This is a genomic window from Rhizobacter sp. SG703, from assembly GCF_012275445.1.
Lineage (GTDB): Bacteria > Pseudomonadota > Gammaproteobacteria > Burkholderiales > Burkholderiaceae_C > Rhizobacter.
Map to the genome: position 1 here is coordinate 444,306 of NZ_JAAZQK010000007.1, position 24,231 is coordinate 468,536.

The following is a 24,231-nucleotide window of genomic DNA, read 5'->3' on the forward strand; positions in this document are numbered from 1 at the left end:
CCGGCCTTCATACCGACACCTCGCGCTGGAACTCTGCCGTGCTGCCAGCGCCCGTCGCCAGGTCGATCGTCTGCAGGTCCGTCTCCAGCCGCGCAACCCACGACGGTATGTCCCAGGACAGCATTCGCCACAGCGCGCCTTCCGGCTCGACCGCATCGATCGCGACCTGGACGACCCCGACGATGTGGCCGCTCTTCGGGTGCAGACCGAGCGCAAGTTGCGTGCCGCCGGCGCGCCGCAGGTTCAGTTCGAGCAGCCGGCGCAGGACGGCCGGCTCGTCGCCATCGGGCATCGGCCCCAGGTCGATCACCAGCCGACAGCTGCCGTCCGGAGCGCAGCCGAGCAGGACGTCGGTGCCGGCCACGTTGACCCGCCCGCGGTGGATCAGGTCCGGCAGGTCGTCCAGATCCAGCTGACTTGCCAGGCGGGACAGCGCTGCATCAAATCTCTCTTGGCTCATTCGGGACATCCTTCGTGGGGGTATCCCTCCCTGGTACCGCGCCGCGCCAGACGAGCTTGATCTGACGCGGCGAGCACTCAGTAACCCGTCGCAGTGCAGCAATTCCCTCGTTCAGTGCCGTCCTGCGCTCTGAACGGTCACCGGGACGCGGGTTATCCCGTAGAGTTCGACACTCTCCTCCGCTGCCGCGCCGTCACCGTGAACCTGCCCCTGCTCGCCCTCGCCGCCGCCGCCTTCGGCATCGGCACCACCGAATTCGTGATCATGGGACTGCTGCCGGACGTCGGCCACGACTTCGGGGTCTCCGCGCCGGTGGCCGGCATGCTGGTCTCCGGCTATGCGTTCGGCGTCACGATCGGCGCGCCGATCCTCGCGATCCTCACCGCCAGCTGGCACCGCAAGCGCGCGCTGGTCGCGCTGATGGGGCTGTTCATCGTCGGCAACGCGCTGTGCGCGGTGTCCCCCAACTACGAATTCCTGATGGTCGCGCGCGTCGTCACCGCGTTCTGCCATGCGGCCTTCTTCGGCATCGGTGCGGTGGTGGCCGCCGGGCTGGTGCCGCACGAGAAGCGGGCGCAGGCGGTCTCGCTGGTGTTCACCGGGCTGACCGTGGCCAACATCCTCGGCGTGCCGCTGGGCACCGCGCTCGGCCATGCCGCCGGCTGGCGCTCCACCTTCTGGGCCGTCACCGGCATCGGGCTGGTCGCCATCACCGCGCTGTGGCGCTGGCTGCCGTCGGCGCTGCCGGCGCAACAGGGCAGCATCCTGCGCGAGTTCCGCGCCATTGCCCGCTTCCAGGTGCAGTGCGCGTTGCTGATCAGCACGCTGGCCTCGGTCAGCATGTTCAGCGTGCTGACCTACATCGCCTACCTGCTGCGCGACGTCACCGGCTTCTCGCCCGACCAGATCAGCTGGGCGCTGATGCTGTTCGGCGGCGGCATCACGGTCGGCGGGCTGCTTGGCGGACGGTTGGCCGACTGGCGGCTGATGCCGGCGATGGCCGGCCTGTTCGCCTGCATCGCGCTGGTGCAACTCACCTTCTCATGGACCGCCCAGTTCGCGCTGCCGGCGATGGTGACGCTGTTCGTGTGGGGCATCGTCTCGTTCGCGATCGGCCCGGCCGCGCAGGTGCGCGTGCTCGACACCGCGACCGGCGCGCCCAACCTCGCGTCGACGCTGAACCAGGGCGCGTTCAACCTCGGCAACGCCGGCGGCGCGTGGCTCGGCGGGCTGCTGATCGCGGCCGACCGGCCGCTGACCGACCTGTGCTGGCTGGGGGCCGGTGTCGCGGTGCTGGCGCTCGGGGTGGTGCTGGTGTCGGCGCAGGTCGACAAGAAGAAGGCGCCGCAGCTGGCGAGGGCCTGAACGCAGGACCCGGATCGGTACCGATCCAGGACGCGTCAATCCGAGGTCGGCAGCTCCACCGCCACCACCGGCGGCTCGCCGCGGAACACCCGCATGATGTGCAGGTAGATCATCGCGTTGACGTAGAACAGCACCACCACCATCGCGATGCGGAACACCTTGACGCCCAGCTTGCGCCAGTCCGAATCGTCCATCGCGAGGAACAACCCCCACGCGATGCCGCTGCCCAGCAACAGCAGCGCGGTGAGGCCGAGCATGATCCAGCTGAAGATCGCCATCAGGGAGTCGGGTTGGAGTTGAGCGGCGTCACCACGCCGGGGCCAGCGCGGCCAGGCCGGCCGGCGCTTCACGTTCGTCCTCGAAGCTGACGATCTCGTAGCTCGACGCATCGGCCAGCACCGCGCGCAGCAGCTTGTTGTTCAGCGCATGGCCCGACTTGTACGCGGTGTATGCGCCGATCAGCGGGTGGCCGGCCACCTGCATGTCGCCGATCGCGTCGAGGATCTTGTGCTTGACGAACTCGTCGTCGTAGCGCAGCCCGTCGGCGTTCAGCACCCGGTAGTCGTCGACGACGATCACGTTGTCCATGCTGCCGCCCAGGCCCAGCCCGCGCGAACGCATCATCTCGACGTCCTTCGTGAAGCCGAAGGTGCGGGCCCGCGCGATGTCGCGCTTGTAGTGGCCCGAGCCCATGTCGAACACCACCCGCTGGCCGGTCTGGTTGACCGCCGGGTGGTCGAAGTCGATCTCGAACGTGAGCCGGTAGCCGCTGTACGGTTCGAGCCGCACCCACTTCAGCCTCGGCCCCTCGCCCTCGCGCACCTCGACCGGCTTCAGGATGCGCATGAAGCGCTTCGGCGCATCCTGCAGCTCGATGCCGGCCGACTGCAGCAGGAACACGAACGACGCGGCCGAGCCGTCGAGGATCGGCACCTCTTCGGCGGTGATGTCGACACGCAGGTTGTCGATGCCCAGCCCGGCGCAGGCCGACAGCAGGTGCTCGATGGTGTTGACCTTCGGCGCGCCCGGATCGCCGTTCAGCGACAGCGTGGTCGCCATGCGGGCTTCCGAGATCGACAGCACCGCCACCGGGATGTCGACCGGCGTCGGCAGGTCGATCCGACGGAACACGATGCCGGTGTCGGGCGGCGCCGGCCGCAGCGTCAGTTCGACGCGCTGGCCGCCGTGCACGCCGACGCCGACGGCGCGGGTCAGTGACTTGAGGGTGCGTTGCGCAAGCATCCCGGGATTCTAGTCAGCGGGCGACCCGGGCACGCCCGGGCCACCCACAGAAATCCCAACCGATTCGATAGCGAGTGCCAACCTCAATCCGCTTGCTTGCGCAGGAACGCCGGGATCTCGATCTCGTCCATCCCGTTGCTGGCCAGCGCATCCACCTTCGCCGCGGCCGTGCGGCCGTTGCGCCACACGCTCGGCACGCTCAGGCTGCTGTAGTCGTGCGCCGCGCCGCCCGGCGGATTGACCGGCTGCGTCAGCACCGGGATGTTGTCGGTGCCGGTGCGTTGCGCGACCTGCGTGTGGACCACGCTGATCGGCGCCGCGACGCGCTTGGCCGGGCTCAGGCCGGTGGCGATCACCGTGACGCGCAGCTGGTCGCCCAGGCTCTCGTCGTACGCGGTGCCGTAGATCACGTGCGCATCGTCCGCGGCATAGCGGCGGATGGTGTTCATCGCATTGCGGCTCTCGCTCAGCTTGAAGCTGCCCTTGCCGGCGGCGATCAGCACCAGCACGCCGCGCGCGCCGGACAGGTCGATGCCCTCCAGCAGCGGGCAGGCCACCGCCGATTCGGCCGCCTTGTGCGCACGGTCCGGGCCGCTGGCCGTGGCGGTGCCCATCATCGCCTTGCCGGGCTCGCTCATCACCGTCTTCACGTCCTCGAAGTCGACGTTGACCAGGCCCGGGATGTGGATGATGTCGCTGATGCCGCCGACCGCGTTCTTCAGCACGTCGTTGGCATGCGCGAAGGCCTCGTCCTGCGTCACGTCGTCGCCCAGCACGTCGAGCAGCTTGTCGTTCAGGATCACGATCAGCGAGTCGACGTTCGCTTCGAGCTCGGCCAGCCCGGCGTCGGCCGCCTTCAGCCGGCGGTTGCCTTCGAAGTCGAACGGCTTGGTGACCACGCCGACCGTCAGGATGCCCATCTCCTTAGCGACGCGCGCGATCACCGGCGCGGCACCGGTGCCGGTGCCGCCGCCCATGCCGGCGGTGATGAAGAGCATGTTCGCGCCCTTGATCGAATCGCGGATGCGGTCGACCGCTTCTTCCGCCGCGGCGCGGCCGGCTTCCGGCTTCGCGCCGGCGCCCAGCCCGGTGGTGCCGAGCTGGATCAGGTGGTGGGCCGTCGAGCGGTTCAGCGCCTGCGCGTCGGTGTTCGCGCAGACGAACTCCACGCCCTGCACGCCGCGCGCGATCATGTGGTCGACCGCGTTGCCGCCGCCGCCGCCGACACCGATCACCTTGATCTGCGTGCCCAGGTCGAAGTCTTCGATCATTTCAATGGCCATGGTGTTCTCCAATCCTTGTTGCAGTTGCCGTTCCGGGGTGGGACTCTGAGAGTCCTCGTCTGGTGTGTTGTTGTTCTTCATGGGGGATACCTGCTGCCACAGAGCTCGAGGCCGAGGCATGCGGGGTTGCGTGTCGTCATGCGCGTTCTCCGTGGTGTTTCAGAAATTGCCGAGGAACCAGTCCTTGGCGCGACCGAAAAGCGTCTTCACCGAGCCGGCCTGCTGCGCGGCCTTGATGCCGCGCGCGCGGCCGAGCCGCGCCTCCTCGAGCAGGCCCATCACGGTGGCCGAACGGGGGCTCGCCACCATGTCGTGCAGCGAGCCGTGGTAGGTCGGGATGCCCTTGCGCACCGGCTTCAGGAAGATGTCCTCGCCCAGCTCGACCATGCCCGGCATCACCGCCGCGCCGCCGGTCAGCACGATGCCGCTGGACAGCAGCTCCTCGTAGCCGCTCTCGCGGATCACCTGGTGCACCAGCGAGAAGATCTCTTCGACGCGCGGCTCGATCACGCCGGCCAGCGCCTGGCGGCTCAGCATGCGCGGCGGGCGGTCGCCGAGGCCGGGCACCTCCAGGTTCTCGCTCGGGTCGGCCAGCAGCTGCTTGGCCACGCCGTACTCGACCTTGATCTCTTCGGCATCCTTGGTGGGCGTGCGCAGCGCCATCGCGATGTCGCTGGTGATCAGGTCGCCGGCGATCGGGATCACCGCGGTGTGGCGGATCGCGCCGTCGGTGAAGATCGCGACGTCGGTGGTGCCGGCGCCGATGTCGACCAGCGCCACGCCGAGGTCCTTCTCGTCCTCGGTCAGCACCGCATGGCTGGACGCGCTCGGGTTCAGCACCAGCTGGTCGACTTCGAGCCCGCAGCGGCGCACGCACTTCACGATGTTCTCGGCCGCGCTCTGCGCGCCGGTCACGATGTGCACCTTCACCTCCAGCCGGCCGCCGCTCATGCCGATCGGCTCCTTCACTTCGTGGCCGTCGATCACGAATTCCTGCGGCTCGACCAGCAGCAGCCGCTGGTCGTTCGGGATGTTGATCGCCTTCGCGGTCTCGACCACCCGCGCCACGTCGACCGGCGTGACCTCCTTGTCGCGCACGATCACCATGCCGGTCGAGTTCTGGCCGCGGATGTGGCTGCCGGTGATGCCGGTGTAGACGCGGGTGATCTTGCAGTCGGCCATCATCTCGGCCTCTTTCAGCGCCTGCTGGATGCTCTGCACCGTCGCGTCGATGTTGACGACCACGCCGCGCTTGAGGCCGTGGGCCGAGGCGATGCCGAGCCCGGCGACGCGCAGCTCGCCGTCGGGCAGCACCTCGGCCACCACCGCCATCACCTTCGCGGTGCCGATGTCGAGGCCGACCACCAGGTCCTTGTATTCCTTGGCCATGTTCCGTGTCACCCTCTCATTTCCGTCTGCCGGAGGCCGGGGCCTCCAGCGTCGTGGTGATGCCCTTGAGCCGCACCGCATAGCCTTCGTTGTGGCGCAGGTCGGCATAGACCAGCGGTCGTTGGTAGCGCGCGATCACCTGCGGCAGCGTGCCGAGGAAGCGCTCGACGCGCGCCTGCATCTCGTCGTCGGTGCCGCGGCCGAGCTCGACCTCGGCACCGCTGTCGAACTCGGCGTGCCACGAGCCGCGCCCGCTCAGCGACAGCGCATCCATCGCCAGCTCCTGCCGCGCGAACAGCGGCGCGAGCCGGCGGAACATCGCGAGCACCTGGCCGGCGCTGCCGTCCGGGCCCGACAGCGTCGGCAGCCCGTCGTCCTCGACATCGCCGAGGTTGGCCTCGAACACCTCGCCCTCGGTGTTGACCAGCTTGTCGCCGCCCTCGTCCTGAGACCACAGCGCCGCGGCGCGGTGTTCCTGCAGTTGCACCGCGAGCCGGTTCGGCCACACGCGGCGCACGATCGCATGGCGCACCCAAGGCACCGACTCGAAGGCCCGCTGGCCGCGCGCCAGGTCGAGCGTGAAGAAGTTGCCGGCCAGCTGCGGCAGCGCGTTGGCGCGGATCGTCGAGACGCTGTTGCGCGCGAGATCGCCCTCGACCCGGATCGCACGGATCGCGAACACCGGCTGGCGCGACAGCCACAGCATCAGCAGCGCCGCGAAGATCGCCGCGGCCAGCAGGAACAGCGCCGACGCGCTGGCGTTGAGCAGGCGCACGTCCACCGGCAGCTCGGCGGCCGGTGTGCGGTGGAGTGCGGTGCTGTGGCGCATGCAGCGGTCAGGTGCGGTGGCTGTCCAGCGTCGCGAGCGACGCCAGGTGCATGCACAGTTGCTCGTAGCTGATGCCGGCCGCCTTGGCCGACATCGGCACCAGCGAGTGCGAGGTCATGCCCGGCGAGGTGTTCATCTCGAGCAGGAAGGGCCGGTTGTCGCTCTTGCGGATCATCAGGTCGGCACGGCCCCAGCCGCGGCAACCCAGCGTGCGGAAGGCCTGCACGACGATGCGCTGGATCTCGGCTTCCAGCGCGGCATCGAGCCCGCTCGGCACGTGGTACTTGACGACGTCGGTGAAGTACTTGTTCTGGTAGTCGTAGGCCCCCTCGGGCGCGGCGATGCGGATCACCGGCAGCGCCTGCGCGCCGGCGCCCTGGCCGAGCACCGGGCAGGTCACCTCGGCGCCGTCGATGAACTCCTCGCACAGCACGTCGGGGTCGTACTTCGCCGACAGCGCGACCGCATCGGCCATGTCGGAATAACCCTGCACCTTGCTGACGCCGATCGACGAGCCTTCGCGCGGCGGCTTCACGATCAGCGGCAGCCCGAGCTCGTCGGGCACCGCCTGCACCTGCGCGCGGTCCTGGCGATCGGGCGCGAGCCACACATAGCGCGGCGTCGGCAGCCCGTCGGCCAGCCAGATGCGCTTGGTCATCACCTTGTCCATCGCGATCGCCGAAGCCATCACGCCGGAGCCGGTGTACGGCACGCCCAGCAGTTCGAGCGCGCCCTGCACCGTGCCGTCTTCGCCATGTCGGCCGTGCAGCGCGATGAAGCAGCGGGCGAAGCCGTCGTGCTTCAGGTCGGCGAGTTCGCGCTCGGCCGGGTCGAACGCATGCGCGTCGACGCCCTGCGACCGCAGCGCGGCCAGCACGCCGCCGCCGGACAGCAGCGAGATCTCGCGCTCGGCGGAGCTGCCGCCCATCAGCACGGCGACCTTGCCGAGCGATGCCGGATCGACGGGATTCAACGGGCTGACCATCACACGCCCTCCTTCAACAGTTCGAGCACCTGGCCCGGAACGGCGCCGATCGAGCCGGCGCCCATCGCGATCACGACATCGCCGTCGCGGGCCTGCGACGCGATGGCCTCGGGCATCTGCGCGATCTCGTCGACGAAGATCGGATCGACCTTGCCGGCCACGCGCAGCGCGCGCGCCAGCGAACGGCCGTCGGCGGCGACGATCGGCGCCTCGCCGGCGGCATACACCTCGGCCAGCAGCACCGCGTCGGCGCTGCCCATCACCTTGACGAAATCCTCGAAGCAGTCGCGCGTGCGGGTGTAGCGGTGCGGCTGGAACGCGATCACCAGGCGCCGGCCGGGGAAGGCGCCGCGCGCCGCCGCGATCACCGCGGCCATCTCGACCGGGTGGTGGCCGTAGTCGTCGATCAGCGTGAAGTGGCCGCCGCCGTTGGTGCTGCGAACGGCCGGGTCGCCATAGCGCTGGAAGCGGCGGCCGACGCCGTGGAACTCGGCCAGCGCCTTCACCAGCGGCGCGTCCGGCAGCTCCAGCTCGGTGGACACCGCCACCGCCGCGAGCGCGTTCAGCACGTTGTGCTCGCCCGGCAGGTTCAGCGTGATCGCCAGGTCCGGCAGCACGACGCCGTTGCGGCGCTGCACCGTGAAGCGCATCTGCCCGCCGGGCAGCGCCTGCACGTCGACCGCGCGCACCTGCACGTCCGGGCCGAGCCCGTAGGTGATCACCGGGCGCGAGACCATCGGGATGATCGAACGCACGCCGGGGTCGTCGCCGCACAGGATGGCCGCGCCGTAGAACGGCATGCGGTGCAGGAACTCGACGAACGCGGCCTTCAGCTTCGCGAAGTCGTGCCCGTAGGTGTCCATGTGGTCGGCATCGATGTTCGTGACGACCGACAGCACCGGCAGCAGGTTCAGGAACGACGCGTCCGACTCGTCGGCCTCGACGACGATGTAGTCGCCCGAGCCGAGCCGCGAGTTCGCGCCGGCGGCGTTCAGCCTGCCGCCGATCACGAAGGTCGGGTCGACGCCGGCTTCGGCCAGCACGCTGGTCACCAGCGAGGTGGTGGTCGTCTTGCCGTGCGTGCCGGCGATCGCGATGCCCTGCTTCAGGCGCATCAGCTCGGCCAGCATCACCGCGCGCGGCACCACCGGGACGCGCTTGCCGCGCGCAGCGATCACCTCGGGGTTGTCGCCCTTCACCGCGGTGGACGTGACCACCGCTTCGGCGCCGGCGATGTGCGACGCGTCATGGCCGACGAACACGCGGATGCCGAGCGAGGCCAGGCGCTGCGTGGTGGCGCCGTCGCTCTGGTCGGAGCCGGAGACGGTGTAGCCGAGGTTGTGCAGGATCTCGGCGATGCCGCTCATGCCGGCGCCGCCGACGCCGACGAAATGGATGTGCTTCACCGCATGTTTCATGCGACCAGCCTTTCGAGTTCATTCGCCACGCGCGCGGCGGCGTGGGGTCGGGCGAGGGCTCGCGCCTTCGTCGCCATCGTGTTCAGTGCCTCGCGCGTCAGGCCGCTCAGCAGGTCGGCCAGGCGCTGCGGCGTCAGGTCGGCCTGCGGCAGGTGAATGCCGGCACCGTGCCCGGCCATCCACGCGGCGTTGTCGCGCTGGTGGCTGGTGGTGCTGACGACCAGCGGCACCATCACGCTCGCGACGCCGGCGGCGCACAGCTCGCTGACCGTCACCGCGCCGGCGCGGCAGACGATCAGGTCGCAGGCGGCGAGGCGCGCGGCCATGTCGTCGATGAAGGGCAGCACCTCGGCGTCGAGCCCGGCCGATGCGTAGGCCGCCAGCACGGTGTCGAGCTGCGCGGCGCCAGTCTGGTGCGTCACGCGCGGACGCGCATCGGCCGGCAGCAGCGCGAGCGCCTGCGGCAGCGTGTCGTTCAGCGCCTTCGCGCCGAGGCTGCCGCCGACCACCAGCACCTGCAGCGGGCCGCTGCGGCCGGCGAAGCGTTCGGCCGGCGGCGGCAGCGATTCGATCTCGGCGCGCACCGGGTTGCCGGTCACGACACCGAGCTTCGTCTTGTGCGCCGCGTCGCCGTCGAAGCCGAACGCGATGCGATCGGCCACCGCCAGCAGGCTCTTGTTGCTCATCAGCAGCGAGGCGTCGGCATTGACCAGCATCAGCGGCTTGCCGAGCAGCGAGGCCATCAGCCCGCCCGGGAAGCAGACGTAGCCGCCCATGCCGAGCACCGCATTCGCGCGGCGGCGGCGCAGGATCTGCAGGCAGCTCCAGAACGCGCCGAGCAGCCGCAGCCCGCCGGTCAGCGTGTGCAGCAGGCCCTTGCCGCGCAGGCCACTGAAGGTGATCGCATCCATCGGGATGCCGCTCGGCGGCACCAGCCGGTTCTCCATGCCGTGCGTGGTGCCGAGCCAGCTGACCGACCAGCCGCGGCCCTGCATCTCGCGCGCGACCGCGAGGCCCGGGATGATGTGGCCGCCGGTGCCGGCGGCCATCACGACCAGGTGCCTGCTCATGCCCGCCCCCCGCGCATCATCTGCCGGTTCTCGATGTCGATGCGCACCACGATCGCCAGCGCGATCAGGTTCATCAGGATGGCCGAGCCGCCATAGCTCATCAGCGGCAGCGTCAGCCCCTTGGTCGGCAGCACGCCCAGGTTCACGCCCATGTTGATGAAGGCCTGCCCACCCATCCAGATGCCGATGCCCTGCGCGAACAGGCCGGCGAACACCCGGTCGAGCGCGACCGCCTGGCGGCCGATGTGGAACACCCGGCGCGACAGCCAGAAGAAGGCCGCGATCACGCAGGCCACGCCGATGAAGCCGAGCTCCTCGCCGATCACCGCCAGCAGGAAGTCGGTGTGCGCCTCCGGCAGGTAGTGCAGCTTCTCGACGCTGGAACCCAGCCCCTGCCCCAGCACCTCGCCGCGGCCGAACGCGATCAGCGAGTGCGACAGCTGGTAGGCCTTGCCGAGCGTGTACTTCTCGTCCCACGGGTTCAGGTACGCGAAGATCCGCTCGCGCCGCCATTCGCTGAAGGTGATCATCAGCACGAACGCGCCGACCAGCACCGCGGTGATCAGGAAGAACATCCGGCCGTTGACGCCGCCGAGGAACAGGATGCCCATCGCGATCGCCGCGATCACCATGAAGGCGCCCATGTCCGGCTCGGCCAGCAGCAACAGGCCCACCACCGCGACCGAGATCGCCATCGGCATCACCGCGCGGAAGAAGTTCTCCTTCACCTCCATCTTGCGCACCATGTAGTTGGCGGCATACAGCGCGATTGCCAGCTTGGCCAGCTCCGACGGCTGGAAGTTGGTGATGACCAGCGGTATCCAGCGCCGCGCCCCGTTGACGCCCTTGCCGATGTGCGGGATCAGCACCAGCACCAGCAGCAGCAGCGAGGCCGCGAACAGCCACGGCGCGCACTTCTCCCACAGGCTGACCGGCAGCTGCACCACCACCACCGCGGCGACCAGCGCGACGACGATCGACACGATGTGCCGCACCAGGAAGTGCGTCGGCGCGTAGCGGGTGAACTTCGGGTTGTCCGGCAGCGCGACCGAGGCCGAATACACCATCACCATGCCGAGCGCGAGCAGCGCCACCACCACCCACACCAGCGGCTGGTCGAAGCCCTGCAGTTGCACCGGCTTGTTCGCCGATGCACCCGTCCAGTCGCGGATCGGCACCGACGCGTCGCGCTTGAACAGCGCGCGCACGCGCTCCTTCAGCGCGTCGAATCCGGAGCGGGCGGTCAGCGTGCTCATGCCTGGCTGCCCCCTTCCGCGGCGATCGCCCGCACCTCGTCGCAGAACACCTGCGCGCGGTGCGCGTAGTTGCGGAACATGTCCAGGCTCGCGCAGGCCGGGCTCAGCAGCACCGCGTCGCCGGGGTGGGCGCGAGTGAAGGCCCAGCGCGTCGCCGCCTGCAGCGTCTCGTGGCGCTCGATCGCGATGCCGGCGCCCTGCAGCGCCTGCTCGATCGCCGCGGCATCGCGGCCGATGGTCGCCACCGCGCGCACCTGCTGGCGCACCGGCGCGAGCAGCGGGCCGAAGTCCTGTCCCTTGCCGTCGCCGCCTAGGATCATCACCAGCTGGCCCGGCGCCTTGTCGGCACCGAGCCCGTTGATCGCCGCGACCGTCGCGCCGACGTTCGTGCCCTTGCTGTCGTCATAGGCCTCGACGCCATCGACCAGCGCGACGAACTCGACGCGGTGCGGCTCGCCGGCGTATTCGCGCAGCCCGTGCAGCATCGGCGCGAGCGGGCAGCCGATGGCCGTCGCCAGCGCGAGCGCCGCCAGCGCGTTGGCTGCGTTGTGGCGGCCGCGCACGCGCAGCGCATCGGCGGGCATCAGCCGCTGGATGTGCAGCTCTTCCTCTTCGACTGCCGCCTTGCCGCGGCCCTTGGGCTTCGCGGTCTCGTCGGCCTCCATCGCGCGCACCAGCCAGGCCATGCCGTTCTGCTGCACCAGGCCGAAGTCGCCCGGGCGCTTCGGCGCGTCGAGGCCGAAGCGCACCACGTGGCGTTCGACCGGCTTCGCGAAGCGCCCCTTGCCCGGGACGGGCGCCGGCACCATCGCCTCGACCGCCGGGTCGTCGCGGTTGATCACCATCACCGCGGTCTTGCCGAAGATGCGCGCCTTCGCGGCGGCATAGGCCTTCATGTCGCCATGCCAGTCGAGGTGGTCCTGCGTGACGTTCAGCACCGTCGCGGCGCCGGGCTCGAAGCCCTGCACGCCGTCGAGCTGGAAGCTGGACAGTTCGAGCACCCAGACCTCGGGCAGCGCCTCGAACACCGGGCCGGGCGGCGGCGGCGGGATCAGGTGCGGCGGCGGGCCGCCGCCCATCGGCATCTCGACGTCTTCCGGCGGCAGCACCGCGATCTCGTCGACCGCGGCATCGAGCACGTCGTCGGCGACCGGTTCCGGGCCGACCTCGACCGACGCGACATCGTCGGCCGACGCATCGGCGCCGGCGCTGACGACCTCGACCGGCAACGCCTCGGGCAGGGTTTCGGAGATCGCCTCGACGGCGTCCTCCATCACCGCATCGGCGACCGGTTCCGCCGACGGCACGGCTTCCGACCCTTGCGCAACATCATCGAGCGCGGCGTCGTCCGGCAGTTGCTCGACCAGCGGCGCCGGCTCGGCGTCCAGCGCCTCGGCCAGCGTCTGCAGCATCGTCGGGCCGATGTTGCCGGCGGTCGCGACGCGGCGGCCGGCACGGGCGATCAGCTGCGACGCCATCGCAGTCGTCGTCGTCTTCCCGTTGGTGCCGGTGATCGCGATCACGCCGGGCGCATAGCCGCGCGCGGCCTTCAGGTCGGCGAGCGCGCGGGCGAACAGGTCGAGCTCGCCCTGCACCGGCACGCCGGTGTCGAAGGCCAGCTTCAGCAGCGGCTCCACGCGCGGATCGCGCGGGCCGAGACCCGGGCTCTTCAGAACCAGGTGCACGCCCTGCAACTGCTCGGTACCGAGCGCGCCGCCGAGCAGCACCGCGGCCGGCACGTGCTCGGCCAGTGCCGCCGCGTGCGGCGGGTTCTCGCGCGAATCCCACACCCGCACCTGCGCACCGAAGCGGGCGCACCAGCGCGCCATCGCGAGCCCGGATTCCCCGAGCCCCAGCACCAGCACATGGAGGTTCTGCAAGTGGTTCATCGGGCGTTCACCGCAGTTTCAGGCTGGCCAGCCCGACCAGGCACAGCAGCATCGTGATGATCCAGAAGCGCACGACGACCTGCGTCTCCTTCCAGCCCGACTTCTCGAAGTGGTGGTGCAGCGGCGCCATCTTGAAGATGCGCCGGCCCTCGCCGAAGCGCGCCTTCGTGAACTTGAACCAGGCCACCTGCAGCATCACCGACAGCGCCTCGGCGACGAAGATGCCGCCCATGATCGCCAGCACGATCTCCTGCCGCGTGATCACCGCGATGGTGCCGAGCGCGCCACCCAGCGACAGCGCGCCGACGTCGCCCATGAAGACCTGCGCCGGGTGGGTGTTGAACCACAGGAACGCCAGCCCCGCACCGGCCATCGCCGAGCAGAAGATCAGCAGTTCGCCCGAACCGGGGATGTACGGGAACAGCAGGTACTTCGAGTAGACCGAGCTGCCGGTGACGTACGCGAACACGCCCAGCGCCGAGCCGACCATCACGACCGGCATGATCGCCAGGCCGTCGAGCCCGTCGGTGAAGTTCACCGCGTTGCTGCTGCCGACGATCACCAGGTAGGTCAGGATGATGAAGCCGAACACGCCGAGCGGGTAGCTGATGCTCTTGAAGAACGGCACCATCAGGTCGGCCTTCGGCGGCAGGTCGTTCGAGAAGCCGCTCTGCACCCAGCGCAGGAACAGCTCCAGCACGCGCAGGTTCGAGGTCTCCGACACGCTGAACGCGAGGTACAGCGCCGCCACCAGCCCGATCAGCGACTGCCAGACATATTTCTCGCGCGAGCGCATGCCCTCGGGGTTCTTGTGCACCACCTTGCGCCAGTCGTCGACCCAGCCGATCGCGCCAAAGCCGAGCGTCACCAGCATCACGATCCAGACGAAGCGGTTGCTCCAGTCGAACCACAGCAGCGTCGAGATGCCGATGCCCAGCAGGATCAGCACGCCGCCCATCGTCGGCGTGCCGCTCTTGGCCAGGTGCGACTGCACGCCGTACTCGCGGATCGGCTGGCCGATCTTCAGCGCGGCCAGCCGGCGGATCACCATCGGGCCGAACGCGAGCCCGATCAGCAGCGCGGTCATCGCCGCCAGCACCGCCCGCATCGTCAGGTACTGGAACACCCGCAGGAACCCGAGCTGGTCGGGGTAGGCACCCTGCAACCACTGGGCAAGACTAAGCAGCATCGTTCGGTCCTTTGGCGTTGCCAGGTGAACCCGACAACCCCCGCTGGGGGGCAGGGGAACTTGGGAGCGGCCCGGCGTTCCCCTCGGCGCCGCTGCGCTGCAGCGCGGCCACCACCTGTTCCATCTTCATGAAGCGCGAGCCCTTCACCAGCACCGCGGCGCAGGCGGGGGCTTCCGGCAGCGCGGCGATCAGCGCGGCCACGTCGCCGAAGTGGCGCGCGCCGGCGAAGGCCCCGGCCGCATGGCGGCTCAGCGTGCCGGCGGTCCACAGCGATTCGATGCCGCGCGCCTGCGCGTACGCGCCGATCTCGCGGTGGAATTCCGGGCCCTGGTCGCCGACCTCGCCCATGTCGCCCAGCAGCAGCCAGCGCGGGCCGGGCAGTTGCGCCAGCACCTCGATCGCGGCGCGCGCCGAATCGGGGTTCGCGTTGTAGGTGTCGTCGACCAGCGTGACCGGCTGACCATGCACCTGCGCCGTCTTCAGCTGCGAGCGGCCCTTGACCGGCTCGAACGCCGCCAGCCCCTGCGCGATCGATTCGAGCGGGCAACCGGCGGCCAGCGCGCAGGCGGTGACGGCCAGCGCGTTCTTCACGTTGTGGCGACCCGCGATGCGCAGGTCGGCCGCATGGAAGCCGGCCGGCGTGTGCAGCATCAGCGACCAGTGGTCGTCCAGCCATTCGGCGTCGCAGGTCACGTCGGCCGCGCCGTGCAGCGCGAAGGTCAGCGTCGGGCGCGACGCGGCCAGCGCATGCCAGACCGGTGCGTAGTCGTCGTCGGCCGGGAACACCGCGACGCCGGTCGGCGGCAGCGCCTCGATCACCGTGCCGTTCTCGCGCGCCACCGCCTCGACGGTGGCCATGAACTCCTGGTGCTCGCGCTGCGCGTTGTTGACCAGCGCGACGGTCGGCGCGGTCATCGCGGCCAGCGCGGCGATCTCGCCCGGGTGGTTCATGCCGAGCTCGACCACGCCGGCGCGGTGCCAGCAGGTGTCGTCCTGGCGCAGCCGCAGCAGCGTCAACGGCACGCCGATGTCGTTGTTGAAGTTGCCCTGCGTCGAGAACGCCGATTCGCCGAGCCAGGCGCGCAGCACCGAGGCCAGCATCTGCGTGACGGTGGTCTTGCCGTTGCTGCCGGTCACCGCGATCAGCGGCAACGCGCAATGCGCGCGCCACGCGGCGGCCAGCTGGCCGAGCGCGGCCTTGCTGTCGGCCACCAGCAGGCCGGGCAGGCCGCTGCCATCGGCGACGAGGCCGCGTTCGGCGATGGCCGCGACCGCGCCGGCTTCCCGCGCCTGCGCAAGGAAGTCGTGCGCATCGAAGCGCTCGCCGCGCAGCGCGACGAACAGGTCGCCCGGCTGCAGCGTGCGGGTGTCGGAATGCACCCGCGCGATCGGCACGGCGCCGTCGCCGACCAGCGTCGAGCTGGGCAGCATCGCGTGGGCTTGCGAGAGCGTCATCATCATGGCGTGCCCCCGTCGAGCGCTGACAGTGGTGCAGGCGCCGACGGCGCCGGCTCGGGGTCGAGCACCGCCAGCATCGCCTGCGCTTCCAGCACGTCGGAGAACGGGTGCTTGACGCCGGCGATCTCCTGCTCGGCCTCGTGGCCCTTGCCGGCGATCAGCACCACGTCGCGCCCGCCGGCGTGGTGCAGCGCATGCGCGATCGCGGCGCGGCGGTCTTCGAGCACCGTCGAGTTCAGCGGGCTCGCCATGCCCTCGACGATCTCGCGCAGGATCTGGTCGGGCGCCTCGTTGCGCGGGTTGTCGCTGGTGACGACGACGCGATCGGCCAGCCGCTCGGCGATGCCGCCCATCAGCGGGCGCTTGGTCGCATCGCGGTTGCCGCCGCAGCCGAACACCACCCACAGCAGGCCGCCGCGCTCGCGGGCGAACGGGCGCAATGCGTACAGCGCCTTCTCGAGCGCGTCCGGCGTATGGGCGTAGTCGACCACCGCCACCGGCTGGCCGGGTTCGGCGTCGACGCGCTCCATGCGGCCCGGCACCGCGGTCAGCTCGGGCACCACCGCAGCGATGTCGGCCAGCGCATGGCCCATCGCCCGCAGCCCGCCGACCACCGCCAGCAGGTTCGACACGTTGTAGTCGCCGATCAGCCGGCTGTGCACGTCGGCGGCTTCGTCGCCCTCGCGCAGCGTGAAGGCCAGCCCGCCGTCGACGTAGTGGAGGTCCTGCGCGCGCAGCCGCGCGACATCGCGCGTGCTGTAGGTCCACAGGTCGAGCCCGCCGCCGGCCAGCTCGCCGACCAGCGACGCGCCCTGCTCGTCGTCGACGTTCAGCACCGCGGCGCGCAGCCCCGGCCACGCGAACAGCTGGCGCTTGGCGGCCCAGTAGGCGTCCATCGTGCCGTGGTAGTCGAGGTGGTCGCGCGTGAAGTTGGTGAACAGCGCGACCTCGACGTGCGTGCCGGCCAGCCGCTGCTCGACGACGCCGATCGACGACGCCTCGATCGCGCAGGCCTGGAAGCCCTGCTGCACGAACTGCCCGAACGCGGCCTGCAGCGTCACCGGGTCGGGCGTGGTCAGGCCGGTGGCCAGCACCTGCGCGTCGGGCACCGCGCCCGACGGCGGCTCGCCGACGCCCAGCGTGCCGATCACGCCGCAGCGCGCGCCGAGCAGGCTCAGCGCCTGCGCGGTCCACCACGCGGTCGAGGTCTTGCCGTTGGTGCCGGTACTCGCGACCACGCGCAGCCGCGCGCTCGGCTCGCCGAAGAAGCCGCTCGCCAGCTCGCCGGTGGCGGCCTTCAGGTCGGGCAGCGCCGACACGCGCGCGGCATCGAGCTCGAACGCGGTCGCGCCATCGGCTTCGACCAGGCACGCCACCGCGCCGGCGGCCAGCGCCTGCGGCACGAACTGCCGTGCGTCGACGCCATAGCCCGGCCAAGCGATGAAGGCATCGCCCGGCCGCACGCGGCGGCTGTCGGTCGCGAGCCCGCGCACGCCGCGCGCAAGCAGCCACGCGAGCGCCGATTCGACGCTCGCGTGGTGGATGAGGACTGGAACCTGGCTCATCAGAAACTCTCTTCCTCGGCCTGCAGCGCGTGGGTCACGATCTGCGGCCGCACCTCGATGTCGGGGGGTTCCCCCATCGAGCGCAAGGTCTGTTGAACGACTTCGCTGAACACCGGGGCGGCCACGTCGCCGCCGAAATACTTGCCGTTGCTCGGCTCGTCGACCATCACCGCGACGATGATGCGCGGCTTGCTGATCGGCGCGAGGCCGACGAACCACGAGCGGTACTTCTTCTCCGCGTAGCCCTTGCCTTCCTGCTTGTACGCGGTGCCCGACTTGCCGCCCACCGAGTAGCCCGGCACCTGCGCCTTCGGCGCGGTGCCGCCTTCGAGCGTGACCAGGTGCATCATCTCGCGCACCTGTTTCGCGACCTTCGGCGAGATCACGCGCAGGCCGGCCGGCGTCGGGGTGTCGACCTGCCGGTTCTTCACCAGCGACACCGGGATCAGCTCGCCGTCGTGCGCGAACACCGTGTAGGCGCGCGCGATCTGGAACAGCGAGGCCGACAGCCCGTAGCCGTAGCTCATCGTCGCCTGCTCGATCGGGCGCCACGACTTGTACGGCCGCAGCCGGCCGGTCACCGCGCCGGGGAAGCCGATCTGCGGCTTCTGGCCGAAGCCGACCTGCGAGTACAGCTCCCACATCTCGCGCGGCTGGAACTGCATCGCCATGCGCACCGCGCCGACGTTGCTCGATTTCTGGATCGTCTGCGTCACCGTCAGGTCGCCGTGCGCATGCGAATCGGTGATCACCGAGCCGGCGAAGTTCAGCCGGCCGGGCGCCGTCTGCAGCACGGTGTCGGGCGTCACGCGGCCGGTCTCGAGCGCCCAGGCGGCGATGAAGGGCTTCATCGTCGAGCCGGGCTCGAAGGTGTCGGTCAGCGCCCGGTTGCGCAGCTGCGCGCCGGAGAGGTTCCTGCGGTCCCCGGGTTGATAACTCGGGAAATTGGACAGCGCGAGCACCTCGCCGGTCTGCGCGTCGAGCACCACCACGCTACCGGCCTTGGCCTTGTTCTCGGTCACCGCGTCGCGGATGCGCTGGTAGGCGTAGAACTGCACCTTCGAATCGATCGACAGCTCGATGTCGCGGCCGTCGACCGGCGCGACGCTCTCGCCGATGTCTTCGACGACCTGGCCGAGCCGGTCCTTCACGACGCGGCGCGTGCCGTTGCGGCCCTGCAGTTCCTTCTGGAACGCGAGCTCGATGCCTTCCTGGCCGTTCTCCTCGACGTTGGTGAAGCCGACGACGTGCGCCGCGGCCTCGCCTTCCGGGTACTTGCGCTTGAACTCGCGCACCTGGAACAGGCCCTTGATGCCGAGGCCGAGCGCGTCCTTCGCGACCTGCTCGTCGACCTGGCGGCGCAGCCAGACGAAGTTCGGGCTGTCGTCGAGCTTGCCGGCGAGTTCGCTCGCGGTGTAGCCGAGCAGCTTCGCGAGCTGCGCACGCTGCTTCTTGTCGGCCTGGAACTCCTTCGGGATCACCCACAGCGACGGCGCCGGCACGCTGGACGCGAGGATCATGCCGTTGCGGTCGATGATGCGGCCGCGGCTGGCCGACAGGTCGAGCGTGCGCGCGTAGCGGATCTCGCCCTGCTTCAGGAAGAAGTCGTTGCCGATGATCTGCACGTAGACCGCGCGGCCGACCAGCACGCAGAAGCCCAGGCCGACCAGGCCGACCAGGAACTTCGAGCGCCACGGCGGCGTCTTCGACGCAAGCAACGGGCTGGTCGAGTACATCACGCTGCGCACGTTGACCGCGCCGGCGCGCGCCGGATTCGGCCGAGCGTCGCCGCGCAGCTGGCGGATCTTGTCGATCCAGCTCATTTCGCGGCTCCCGAGGCGGCCGGCGCGTACGCGACGTACTGCGTGACCGCCGGCGTCGCGTTGCGCATCGCGAGCTTGTCGCGCGCGACGCGTTCGACGCGCAGCGGCGTCGCCTGCGACTGCTTGTCGGCCAGCAGGCGTTCGTGCTCGATCTCGAGCTGGTGCGACTCGGTGGTCGCCCGGTCGACCTCGGCGAACAGCCGGCGCGCGTCGTACGAGACCCGCACCAGGTAGATGCTGCTGGCGATCAGCGCGACGAGCAGCACGAGGTTGATGCGCGTCATGACAGCACCCCGGTCGATGAGTACATCGCCCGACCCTCCGAGAGGGTCGAGCCCGGCTTCGGGCGGCCGTGCGCTCGGGCTCGGGTCATGCCGGCACCTCGGTGCGCTCGGCGATGCGCATGATCGCGGAACGGGAGCGCGGGTTCGCGCGCACCTCGGTTTCCGACGGCTTCACGCGGGCGATCGCCTTCAGCCTGCTCGGCCGTTCGGGCGCGAACGGCGCCCGGCGGTCGAACTCGCTCTTGCTTTCGCGCGCGATGAAGTTCTTCACGATGCGGTCTTCGAGCGAATGGAAGCTGATCACCACCAGCCGGCCGCCCGGTGCGAGCAACCCGAGGGCCGCGTTCAGCCCCTGTTCGAGTTCCTCAAGCTCGGCGTTGACGAAAATCCGAAGAGCTTGAAATGTGCGCGTTGCAGGATCCTGGCCCGGCTCGCGGGTCTTGACCGCACCAGCCACGACGCTGGAAAGCTCTGCGGTGGTGCGAACTGGATGCCCGCTCTCGCGCCGAGCAACAAGCGCCTTTGCAACCGATACAGCAAACCGTTCTTCCCCATAGTCGCGTACCACCTCTGCAATGTGGCGCTCGTCGGCGCGGGCCAGAAAATCCGCGGCGCTTTCGCCGCGGGTCGTGTCCATGCGCATGTCCAGCGGTCCGTCGAAACGGAAGCTGAAGCCACGTTCGGGGTTGTCGATCTGGGGCGACGAGACGCCCAGGTCCAGCAGCACGCCGTCGACGTGCGCGATGCCCAGCCGGGCCAGCACCTCCGACATGCCGCCGAACGGCGAGTGGTGGATGGAAAAACGCGGGTCATCGACCCGCGTGGCGCCCGACGCTGCAGCGGCGATGGCATCCGGGTCGCGATCGATCGCCACCAGCCTTCCTTGCGGGGCGAGCCGCCCGAGCAGCAGACGGGAGTGGCCGCCGCGGCCGAAGGTGCCGTCGACGTAGATGCCGTCGGCGCGCGTGAGCACGCCGTCGACGGCCTCGTCGAGCAGGACGGTCTGGTGCAGGAAGCTGTCGGTACTGCGGGTCATGCCACTAGCCCTGGAAGTCCTTGAGCGAATCCGGCATCTCGGATTGCAGGACCTTGGCTTCCTGTTCAGCGTAGACCAGCGGATCCCACAGTTCCAGCCGGCTGCCCATGCCCATCAGCAGCACGTCCTTGGTCAGGCGGGCGGCGGCACGCAGCTCGGGGGAGATCAGCACGCGGGACGAGGCGTCGATCTCGACGTCCATCGCGCTGCCGAGAAAGATGCGCTTCCAGCCGTCGGCCGACATCGGCAGCGCCACCAGGCGCTCGCGGAAAGCCAGCCACACCGGGCGCGGAAACACCAGCAGGCAGCCCGCCGGGTGCTTGGTCAACGTGAGCTGCGGCCCGGCATCGGCGAGCAGCACATCGCGCTGGCGGGCCGGGACGGTGATCCGCCCCTTCCCATCCAGCGACAACGCTGAGCTGCCTTGAAAGCCAAATTCCGCCACAAAATCCCACCAAAGTGCACTTCTCACCACTTTAGCGGATGGTTTTTAGAAGGTCAATGAGAGTTGTAAGAAAAAATCAATGAAATCAAGAACTTAGAGCAGATTGTGAAATCTGGCCAAGTGAAAACAGTTGTAAAAGCAAGGACTTGCGAGGGGCTGTGAAAGCTTTGGGTGAGGAGGGGGCGTGCAACAGGAAGGTGTCAGAAGCCGGCTTCGCGGGCGAGCCGCCGGACCAGCAACGCAATGCCCGCGGTGCGATCGGCGTCCAACGGCATGCTCGGGAGCCGCTCCAAGGCTGCTTCGACGGTGACATGCCCATGCGCGAGCAGCGCACGGTTGAAGACCCTGTCCTTCTCGCGATTCGCGGCGCACTTGCTCAAGAAGAGGTCGAGCACGTCAAGGCAATATCCGGCGCGGCCCTCCGTCTGTTCCGACTGGATCCGCACCAGGCGGTCGCGCCAACCCGCGGGCAGGACGGCCGTCGTCGAATCCACACCCTGGGCGTAGTAGCCATGGGTCTCGTGGAACTGCGAGCCTTCACCAATGGCGCCATCGATCAAGTCCGCCTTGTCTTCCGCGTTCATCGGGAAGATGTCGGCCTCGTTGGACATCACGCATTCGGCCGGCGGCCGGAGCACGGAACCCAGGATGGATTGGCTGCCGACCACAACGAATTCGTATTCGTCCGTGATGCGCGCGGCGGCTCGAATCGGATGCTCCAGTTCATGCCTTTGCACGAGCGCGCTCCTTCAAGGCCTTGACCTTGCGGATGATGTCCAGCCGAATCTCCTGCGGCAGCAGCGTGGCCATCGGCGAGGCTTGTCGGAGTTGCCGGCCCTCTTCGGTATCGGCGATGGCGGCGTCCCACTCACGGGCTGCGACGATGTCGATCCACCGTTGCAACAGCGGCCGGCTAGGGGGGTCATCGCGCGTCGACCAGCGTGACAGCGTCTGCTGCAAGCGCCCCACCAGCGTGGGATCCTCGCGCAGCAACCGGACCGCCTCCTCGTGCATCAGCAGGCTCTGCAGGTCCTGCGCGCGATGCAGATCCATCGGCGCAACGGGTTCGGCTTCGACGGCGGTCGCAGGCGCGCTCGCAGCCACCATCGCCAGATCAGCCACCATGCCGAGTGCGGACAAGACGCGCACATAGGTGCCGAAGGCAGGCGACGGATCGCCACCCTCGACAGCGCTCAGCGTCGTTCGGGAGATGCCCACCTGCCGCGCCAACTCGACGGAGGACAGCGAGCGCGATTTCCGCGCACGGCGCAGTCGCTCGCCGAGTTGAAACAACAACTGGCGCTCAACGGGCGAACTGAGTTCCGAGTGGGCTGGCATGTTCAGTATTGTAGGCAATTTCGCCTGATTTTTGCCTGAAATACTGAACACACATTCTTCACATCCCGCCTATCGGGCGAAGGGACCACGTCGCCGCGTCGGACGGGTCGGCCTGGCATGCGCCGCGGGATCGAACGCCTGCCGCTGGCTGCGCAGCGGCTCCCCATCGATGCGCTCGGCCAGACTGTCGAGATCGGCCGCGGTCACGCCGCAGACCGCGAAATGCTCGCGCCACCCGTCGACCACGCCGATCACCCGCACGACCTCGGCGGCCGCCTGCGCCGGCGTGAAGCCGAACAGCTCGCACTGCGACATCGCGTTCGCCAACGTCGAATCCCGCTGCGCCGTGCCGACGATGAACTCCTGGTAGCCCTGCCCCGAATTCGTCGGCAGCACGTCGTAGGCCGGTGCGAGCCGGTACCGCCCCTGCCGCGCCGGCGCGACCACCCGCAGCGCATGGTTCTTCTCGTGGTCGTCGGTGTTGTCGATCAGGATGTTGAAGACCATGCGGCGGAACAGCTCTTGCATGTCGAGCAGGTTGAGCCCGTCCTCGGCCACGCCGGCACGGCGCAGCAGTTGGGCCAACGCGGGGTAGCCCAGTTCCGGCTCGCGCCCGGCCACCGCCTGCGCGCGCAGCGCGGTGCCGGCCGAGATGCAGTGGATGCGCAGCGCACCGTCGCGGTCGTAGCGGCGCACCGCCAGCGCGTTCTCGCCGGCCAGTGGCACGATGCGCGTCTCGGCGACCGTGATGCCGGCCTGCGCCGCGAGCGTCATCGATGCATGCTCGATCAGCGGCACGTCGACCGGCTCGTTGTTGAAGAACTTGATGACCCACTGCTCGCCGTCGATGTCGATCAGCGCCTTCGGCTTGGCCCCGCCGAAGCTGCCGCCGGCGGCCAGCAGGCCACGCTCGATCGCGTTCAGCGGCTCGCGGTCGCTGACCTTGTGAACCGCTTCGCTGAGGGCCTGCGCCTGCGCCAGCCGCGGCAGCGGGCTGCTGGCGCGCGGCAGGTACGCGTCGGCCGAGGTCGACACGCCGAGCGCACCGAAGCGGTCGTCGCCGGCGTAGAACAGGTATTCCATCAGCGACAGCCGCGCCGGCTTGTCGATGTACTGGATGACGCGCTCGCCCCAGCGATCCGGCCGGGCATCGTCGACCGCGCCGACCGCCATGCCCTTCCAGCGCGGCAGGTGCTCGATGTCGACCAGCGGCAGGTCTTCGCTGAGCGGGAATCCGTCGGCCAGCCAGCCGGCGGCGTAGCGCAGCGAAACGCCCTTGCCGGCATCGACCAAGCGCAGCAGGCCGACGTATCGCGGCACCGCCGGGTCGCCGAGGAACCACAGGTGCAGCTCGTCGTGCCTCATTCGCCGGACCCGCGTTGTCGCTTCGACGCCCGCTGCAGCTTCGCCTGCGCCGTGGCTTGCGCGCGCTCCCGGCCGAGCGCCTCGGCTTGCCGCACGTCGAGCTCGATCGCGCCGCGGTCTTCCAGCGGTGTCGCCAAGCCGGCCAGCGCGGCGTCGCGGCCGATCAGCCACAGCGCCGTCGCCAGCACGCCGACGCTGACACCGGGTTCACCGGCTTCGAGGCGCAGCAGCGTCGGCACGCTGACGCCCATGCGCTGCGCCCAGGTCTTCAGCGATTCCTTGCGGCGCAGCCGCGCCACCGCCAGGTCGGCGCCGAGCTGCTCCAGCGCCGCGACGGTGGACGGCGGCAGCTGGGTCAGTGCGAGCGAGGCCTTGGACACAACATATAGTTTATCGCCATCAGGCCATTCAGTAAACTATATGTGCATATTCAGCCTTTGATGCCGCCGGCCGTGAGCCCCGAGATCATCCACTTCTGCGCCAGGATGAACACGATGGTGATCGGCAGCCCGGAGAGGATGGCGGCCGCCGCGAAGTCTCC

23 protein-coding genes are annotated in these 24,231 nt (G+C 69.6%); 1 reads left to right on the forward strand and 22 read right to left on the reverse strand.

Features of this window, described 5'->3' with window-relative positions; translation table 11 throughout:
- Positions 1-7: 7 nt before the first annotated feature.
- Entirely contained in the window at positions 8-460 is a 453-nt protein-coding gene (locus FHT26_RS17540) for a type III secretion system chaperone family protein (protein WP_168561384.1), read from the reverse strand.
- Positions 461-658: 198 nt separating this feature from the next.
- Between FHT26_RS17540 and FHT26_RS17545 the strand changes: the two genes are divergently transcribed.
- Positions 659-1,825, forward strand: coding sequence for an MFS transporter (locus FHT26_RS17545; RefSeq protein WP_168561385.1), 1,167 nt, complete (start codon positions 659-661; stop codon positions 1,823-1,825).
- 35 nt (positions 1,826-1,860) lie between these two features.
- On the opposite strand, the gene FHT26_RS17550 is transcribed toward FHT26_RS17545, so the two are convergent.
- From FHT26_RS17550 to FHT26_RS17650, 21 genes are all read right to left on the reverse strand, one after another.
- Positions 1,861-2,103: a hypothetical protein gene (locus tag FHT26_RS17550; protein ID WP_168561386.1), complete on the reverse strand. Its 243-nt coding sequence runs from the start codon at positions 2,101-2,103 to the stop codon at positions 1,861-1,863.
- A gap of 28 nt (positions 2,104-2,131) precedes the next feature.
- Entirely contained in the window at positions 2,132-3,067 is a 936-nt protein-coding gene (gene lpxC, locus FHT26_RS17555) for a UDP-3-O-acyl-N-acetylglucosamine deacetylase (RefSeq protein WP_168561387.1), read from the reverse strand.
- An 83-nt stretch (positions 3,068-3,150) separates the two neighbouring features.
- The gene (ftsZ, locus tag FHT26_RS17560; RefSeq protein WP_056813077.1) at positions 3,151-4,350 is read right to left on the reverse strand and encodes a cell division protein FtsZ; all 1,200 of its coding nucleotides are present in this window, start codon (positions 4,348-4,350) and stop codon (positions 3,151-3,153) included.
- A gap of 159 nt (positions 4,351-4,509) precedes the next feature.
- Positions 4,510-5,739, reverse strand: a complete 1,230-nt coding sequence (gene ftsA / locus FHT26_RS17565; protein ID WP_168561431.1) for a cell division protein FtsA — start codon at positions 5,737-5,739, stop codon at positions 4,510-4,512.
- A 16-nt stretch (positions 5,740-5,755) separates the two neighbouring features.
- A complete protein-coding gene (locus tag FHT26_RS17570; protein WP_168561388.1) occupies positions 5,756-6,568 on the reverse strand; it encodes a cell division protein FtsQ/DivIB in 813 nt (270 codons plus the stop codon).
- 7 nt (positions 6,569-6,575) lie between these two features.
- Positions 6,576-7,553 carry a D-alanine--D-alanine ligase gene (locus FHT26_RS17575; RefSeq protein ID WP_168561389.1) on the reverse strand — a complete coding sequence of 326 codons (978 nt, stop codon included), beginning with the start codon at positions 7,551-7,553 and terminating at the stop codon, positions 6,576-6,578.
- Positions 7,553-8,971 (reverse strand): UDP-N-acetylmuramate--L-alanine ligase, encoded by a 1,419-nt coding sequence (murC, locus tag FHT26_RS17580; protein ID WP_168561390.1) that lies wholly within the window; start codon positions 8,969-8,971, stop codon positions 7,553-7,555. Before murC ends, FHT26_RS17575 begins: the two co-directional genes overlap by 1 nt.
- Complete coding sequence (gene murG, locus FHT26_RS17585) at positions 8,968-10,041, reverse strand: undecaprenyldiphospho-muramoylpentapeptide beta-N-acetylglucosaminyltransferase (protein ID WP_168561391.1); 1,074 nt, start codon at positions 10,039-10,041, stop codon at positions 8,968-8,970. Before murG ends, murC begins: the two co-directional genes overlap by 4 nt.
- A complete protein-coding gene (gene ftsW, locus FHT26_RS17590) occupies positions 10,038-11,297 on the reverse strand; it encodes a putative lipid II flippase FtsW (RefSeq protein WP_168561392.1) in 1,260 nt (419 codons plus the stop codon). The genes murG and ftsW overlap by 4 nt, the downstream gene beginning before the upstream one ends.
- Positions 11,294-13,186 (reverse strand): UDP-N-acetylmuramoyl-L-alanine--D-glutamate ligase, encoded by a 1,893-nt coding sequence (gene murD, locus FHT26_RS17595; protein ID WP_168561393.1) that lies wholly within the window; start codon positions 13,184-13,186, stop codon positions 11,294-11,296. Before murD ends, ftsW begins: the two co-directional genes overlap by 4 nt.
- A 7-nt stretch (positions 13,187-13,193) precedes the next feature.
- Complete coding sequence (gene mraY, locus FHT26_RS17600; protein ID WP_168561394.1) at positions 13,194-14,375, reverse strand: phospho-N-acetylmuramoyl-pentapeptide-transferase; 1,182 nt, start codon at positions 14,373-14,375, stop codon at positions 13,194-13,196.
- A complete protein-coding gene (locus FHT26_RS17605; RefSeq protein ID WP_210427466.1) occupies positions 14,365-15,834 on the reverse strand; it encodes a UDP-N-acetylmuramoyl-tripeptide--D-alanyl-D-alanine ligase in 1,470 nt (489 codons plus the stop codon). Before FHT26_RS17605 ends, mraY begins: the two co-directional genes overlap by 11 nt.
- Positions 15,834-17,399, reverse strand: a complete 1,566-nt coding sequence (locus FHT26_RS17610) for a UDP-N-acetylmuramoyl-L-alanyl-D-glutamate--2,6-diaminopimelate ligase (RefSeq protein WP_168561396.1) — start codon at positions 17,397-17,399, stop codon at positions 15,834-15,836. Before FHT26_RS17610 ends, FHT26_RS17605 begins: the two co-directional genes overlap by 1 nt.
- Positions 17,399-19,222, reverse strand: a complete 1,824-nt coding sequence (locus FHT26_RS17615) for a peptidoglycan D,D-transpeptidase FtsI family protein (protein WP_168561397.1) — start codon at positions 19,220-19,222, stop codon at positions 17,399-17,401. The genes FHT26_RS17610 and FHT26_RS17615 overlap by 1 nt, the downstream gene beginning before the upstream one ends.
- A complete protein-coding gene (gene ftsL / locus FHT26_RS17620) occupies positions 19,219-19,506 on the reverse strand; it encodes a cell division protein FtsL (RefSeq protein ID WP_168561398.1) in 288 nt (95 codons plus the stop codon). The genes FHT26_RS17615 and ftsL overlap by 4 nt, the downstream gene beginning before the upstream one ends.
- Before the next feature lie 85 nt (positions 19,507-19,591).
- Positions 19,592-20,542, reverse strand: coding sequence for a 16S rRNA (cytosine(1402)-N(4))-methyltransferase RsmH (gene rsmH, locus FHT26_RS17625; protein ID WP_168561399.1), 951 nt, complete (start codon positions 20,540-20,542; stop codon positions 19,592-19,594).
- Between the two features lie 4 nt (positions 20,543-20,546).
- Positions 20,547-20,987: a division/cell wall cluster transcriptional repressor MraZ gene (locus FHT26_RS17630; protein WP_168561432.1), complete on the reverse strand. Its 441-nt coding sequence runs from the start codon at positions 20,985-20,987 to the stop codon at positions 20,547-20,549.
- Between the two features lie 200 nt (positions 20,988-21,187).
- Complete coding sequence (locus tag FHT26_RS17635; RefSeq protein WP_168561400.1) at positions 21,188-21,724, reverse strand: DUF6036 family nucleotidyltransferase; 537 nt, start codon at positions 21,722-21,724, stop codon at positions 21,188-21,190.
- On the reverse strand, positions 21,711-22,325 hold the full coding sequence (locus FHT26_RS17640; protein WP_168561401.1) for a helix-turn-helix domain-containing protein: 615 nt from the start codon (positions 22,323-22,325) through the stop codon (positions 21,711-21,713). Before FHT26_RS17640 ends, FHT26_RS17635 begins: the two co-directional genes overlap by 14 nt.
- A gap of 69 nt (positions 22,326-22,394) precedes the next feature.
- Complete coding sequence (locus tag FHT26_RS17645) at positions 22,395-23,690, reverse strand: type II toxin-antitoxin system HipA family toxin (protein ID WP_168561402.1); 1,296 nt, start codon at positions 23,688-23,690, stop codon at positions 22,395-22,397.
- Entirely contained in the window at positions 23,687-24,070 is a 384-nt protein-coding gene (locus FHT26_RS17650) for an XRE family transcriptional regulator (protein WP_349238166.1), read from the reverse strand. The genes FHT26_RS17645 and FHT26_RS17650 overlap by 4 nt, the downstream gene beginning before the upstream one ends.
- Between the last annotated feature and the right edge of the window lie 161 nt (positions 24,071-24,231).

Coding starts and splice junctions, on each gene's coding strand:
- murD (WP_168561393.1), bottom strand. CDS start 13,186: ATGAACCACTTGCAGAACCTCCATGTGCTGGTGCTGGGGCTCGGGGAA.
- mraY (WP_168561394.1), bottom strand. CDS start 14,375: ATGCTGCTTAGTCTTGCCCAGTGGTTGCAGGGTGCCTACCCCGACCAG.
- murG (WP_168561391.1), bottom strand. CDS start 10,041: ATGAGCAGGCACCTGGTCGTGATGGCCGCCGGCACCGGCGGCCACATC.
- FHT26_RS17570 (WP_168561388.1), bottom strand. CDS start 6,568: ATGCGCCACAGCACCGCACTCCACCGCACACCGGCCGCCGAGCTGCCG.
- FHT26_RS17615 (WP_168561397.1), bottom strand. CDS start 19,222: ATGAGCTGGATCGACAAGATCCGCCAGCTGCGCGGCGACGCTCGGCCG.
- ftsW (WP_168561392.1), bottom strand. CDS start 11,297: ATGAGCACGCTGACCGCCCGCTCCGGATTCGACGCGCTGAAGGAGCGC.
- FHT26_RS17605 (WP_210427466.1), bottom strand. CDS start 15,834: ATGATGACGCTCTCGCAAGCCCACGCGATGCTGCCCAGCTCGACGCTG.
- FHT26_RS17540 (WP_168561384.1), bottom strand. CDS start 460: ATGAGCCAAGAGAGATTTGATGCAGCGCTGTCCCGCCTGGCAAGTCAG.
- FHT26_RS17575 (WP_168561389.1), bottom strand. CDS start 7,553: ATGGTCAGCCCGTTGAATCCCGTCGATCCGGCATCGCTCGGCAAGGTC.
- rsmH (WP_168561399.1), bottom strand. CDS start 20,542: ATGACCCGCAGTACCGACAGCTTCCTGCACCAGACCGTCCTGCTCGAC.
- ftsL (WP_168561398.1), bottom strand. CDS start 19,506: ATGACGCGCATCAACCTCGTGCTGCTCGTCGCGCTGATCGCCAGCAGC.
- ftsA (WP_168561431.1), bottom strand. CDS start 5,739: ATGGCCAAGGAATACAAGGACCTGGTGGTCGGCCTCGACATCGGCACC.
- ftsZ (WP_056813077.1), bottom strand. CDS start 4,350: ATGGCCATTGAAATGATCGAAGACTTCGACCTGGGCACGCAGATCAAG.
- FHT26_RS17550 (WP_168561386.1), bottom strand. CDS start 2,103: ATGGCGATCTTCAGCTGGATCATGCTCGGCCTCACCGCGCTGCTGTTG.
- lpxC (WP_168561387.1), bottom strand. CDS start 3,067: ATGCTTGCGCAACGCACCCTCAAGTCACTGACCCGCGCCGTCGGCGTC.
- FHT26_RS17645 (WP_168561402.1), bottom strand. CDS start 23,690: ATGAGGCACGACGAGCTGCACCTGTGGTTCCTCGGCGACCCGGCGGTG.
- murC (WP_168561390.1), bottom strand. CDS start 8,971: ATGAAACATGCGGTGAAGCACATCCATTTCGTCGGCGTCGGCGGCGCC.
- FHT26_RS17640 (WP_168561401.1), bottom strand. CDS start 22,325: ATGCCAGCCCACTCGGAACTCAGTTCGCCCGTTGAGCGCCAGTTGTTG.
- FHT26_RS17610 (WP_168561396.1), bottom strand. CDS start 17,399: ATGAGCCAGGTTCCAGTCCTCATCCACCACGCGAGCGTCGAATCGGCG.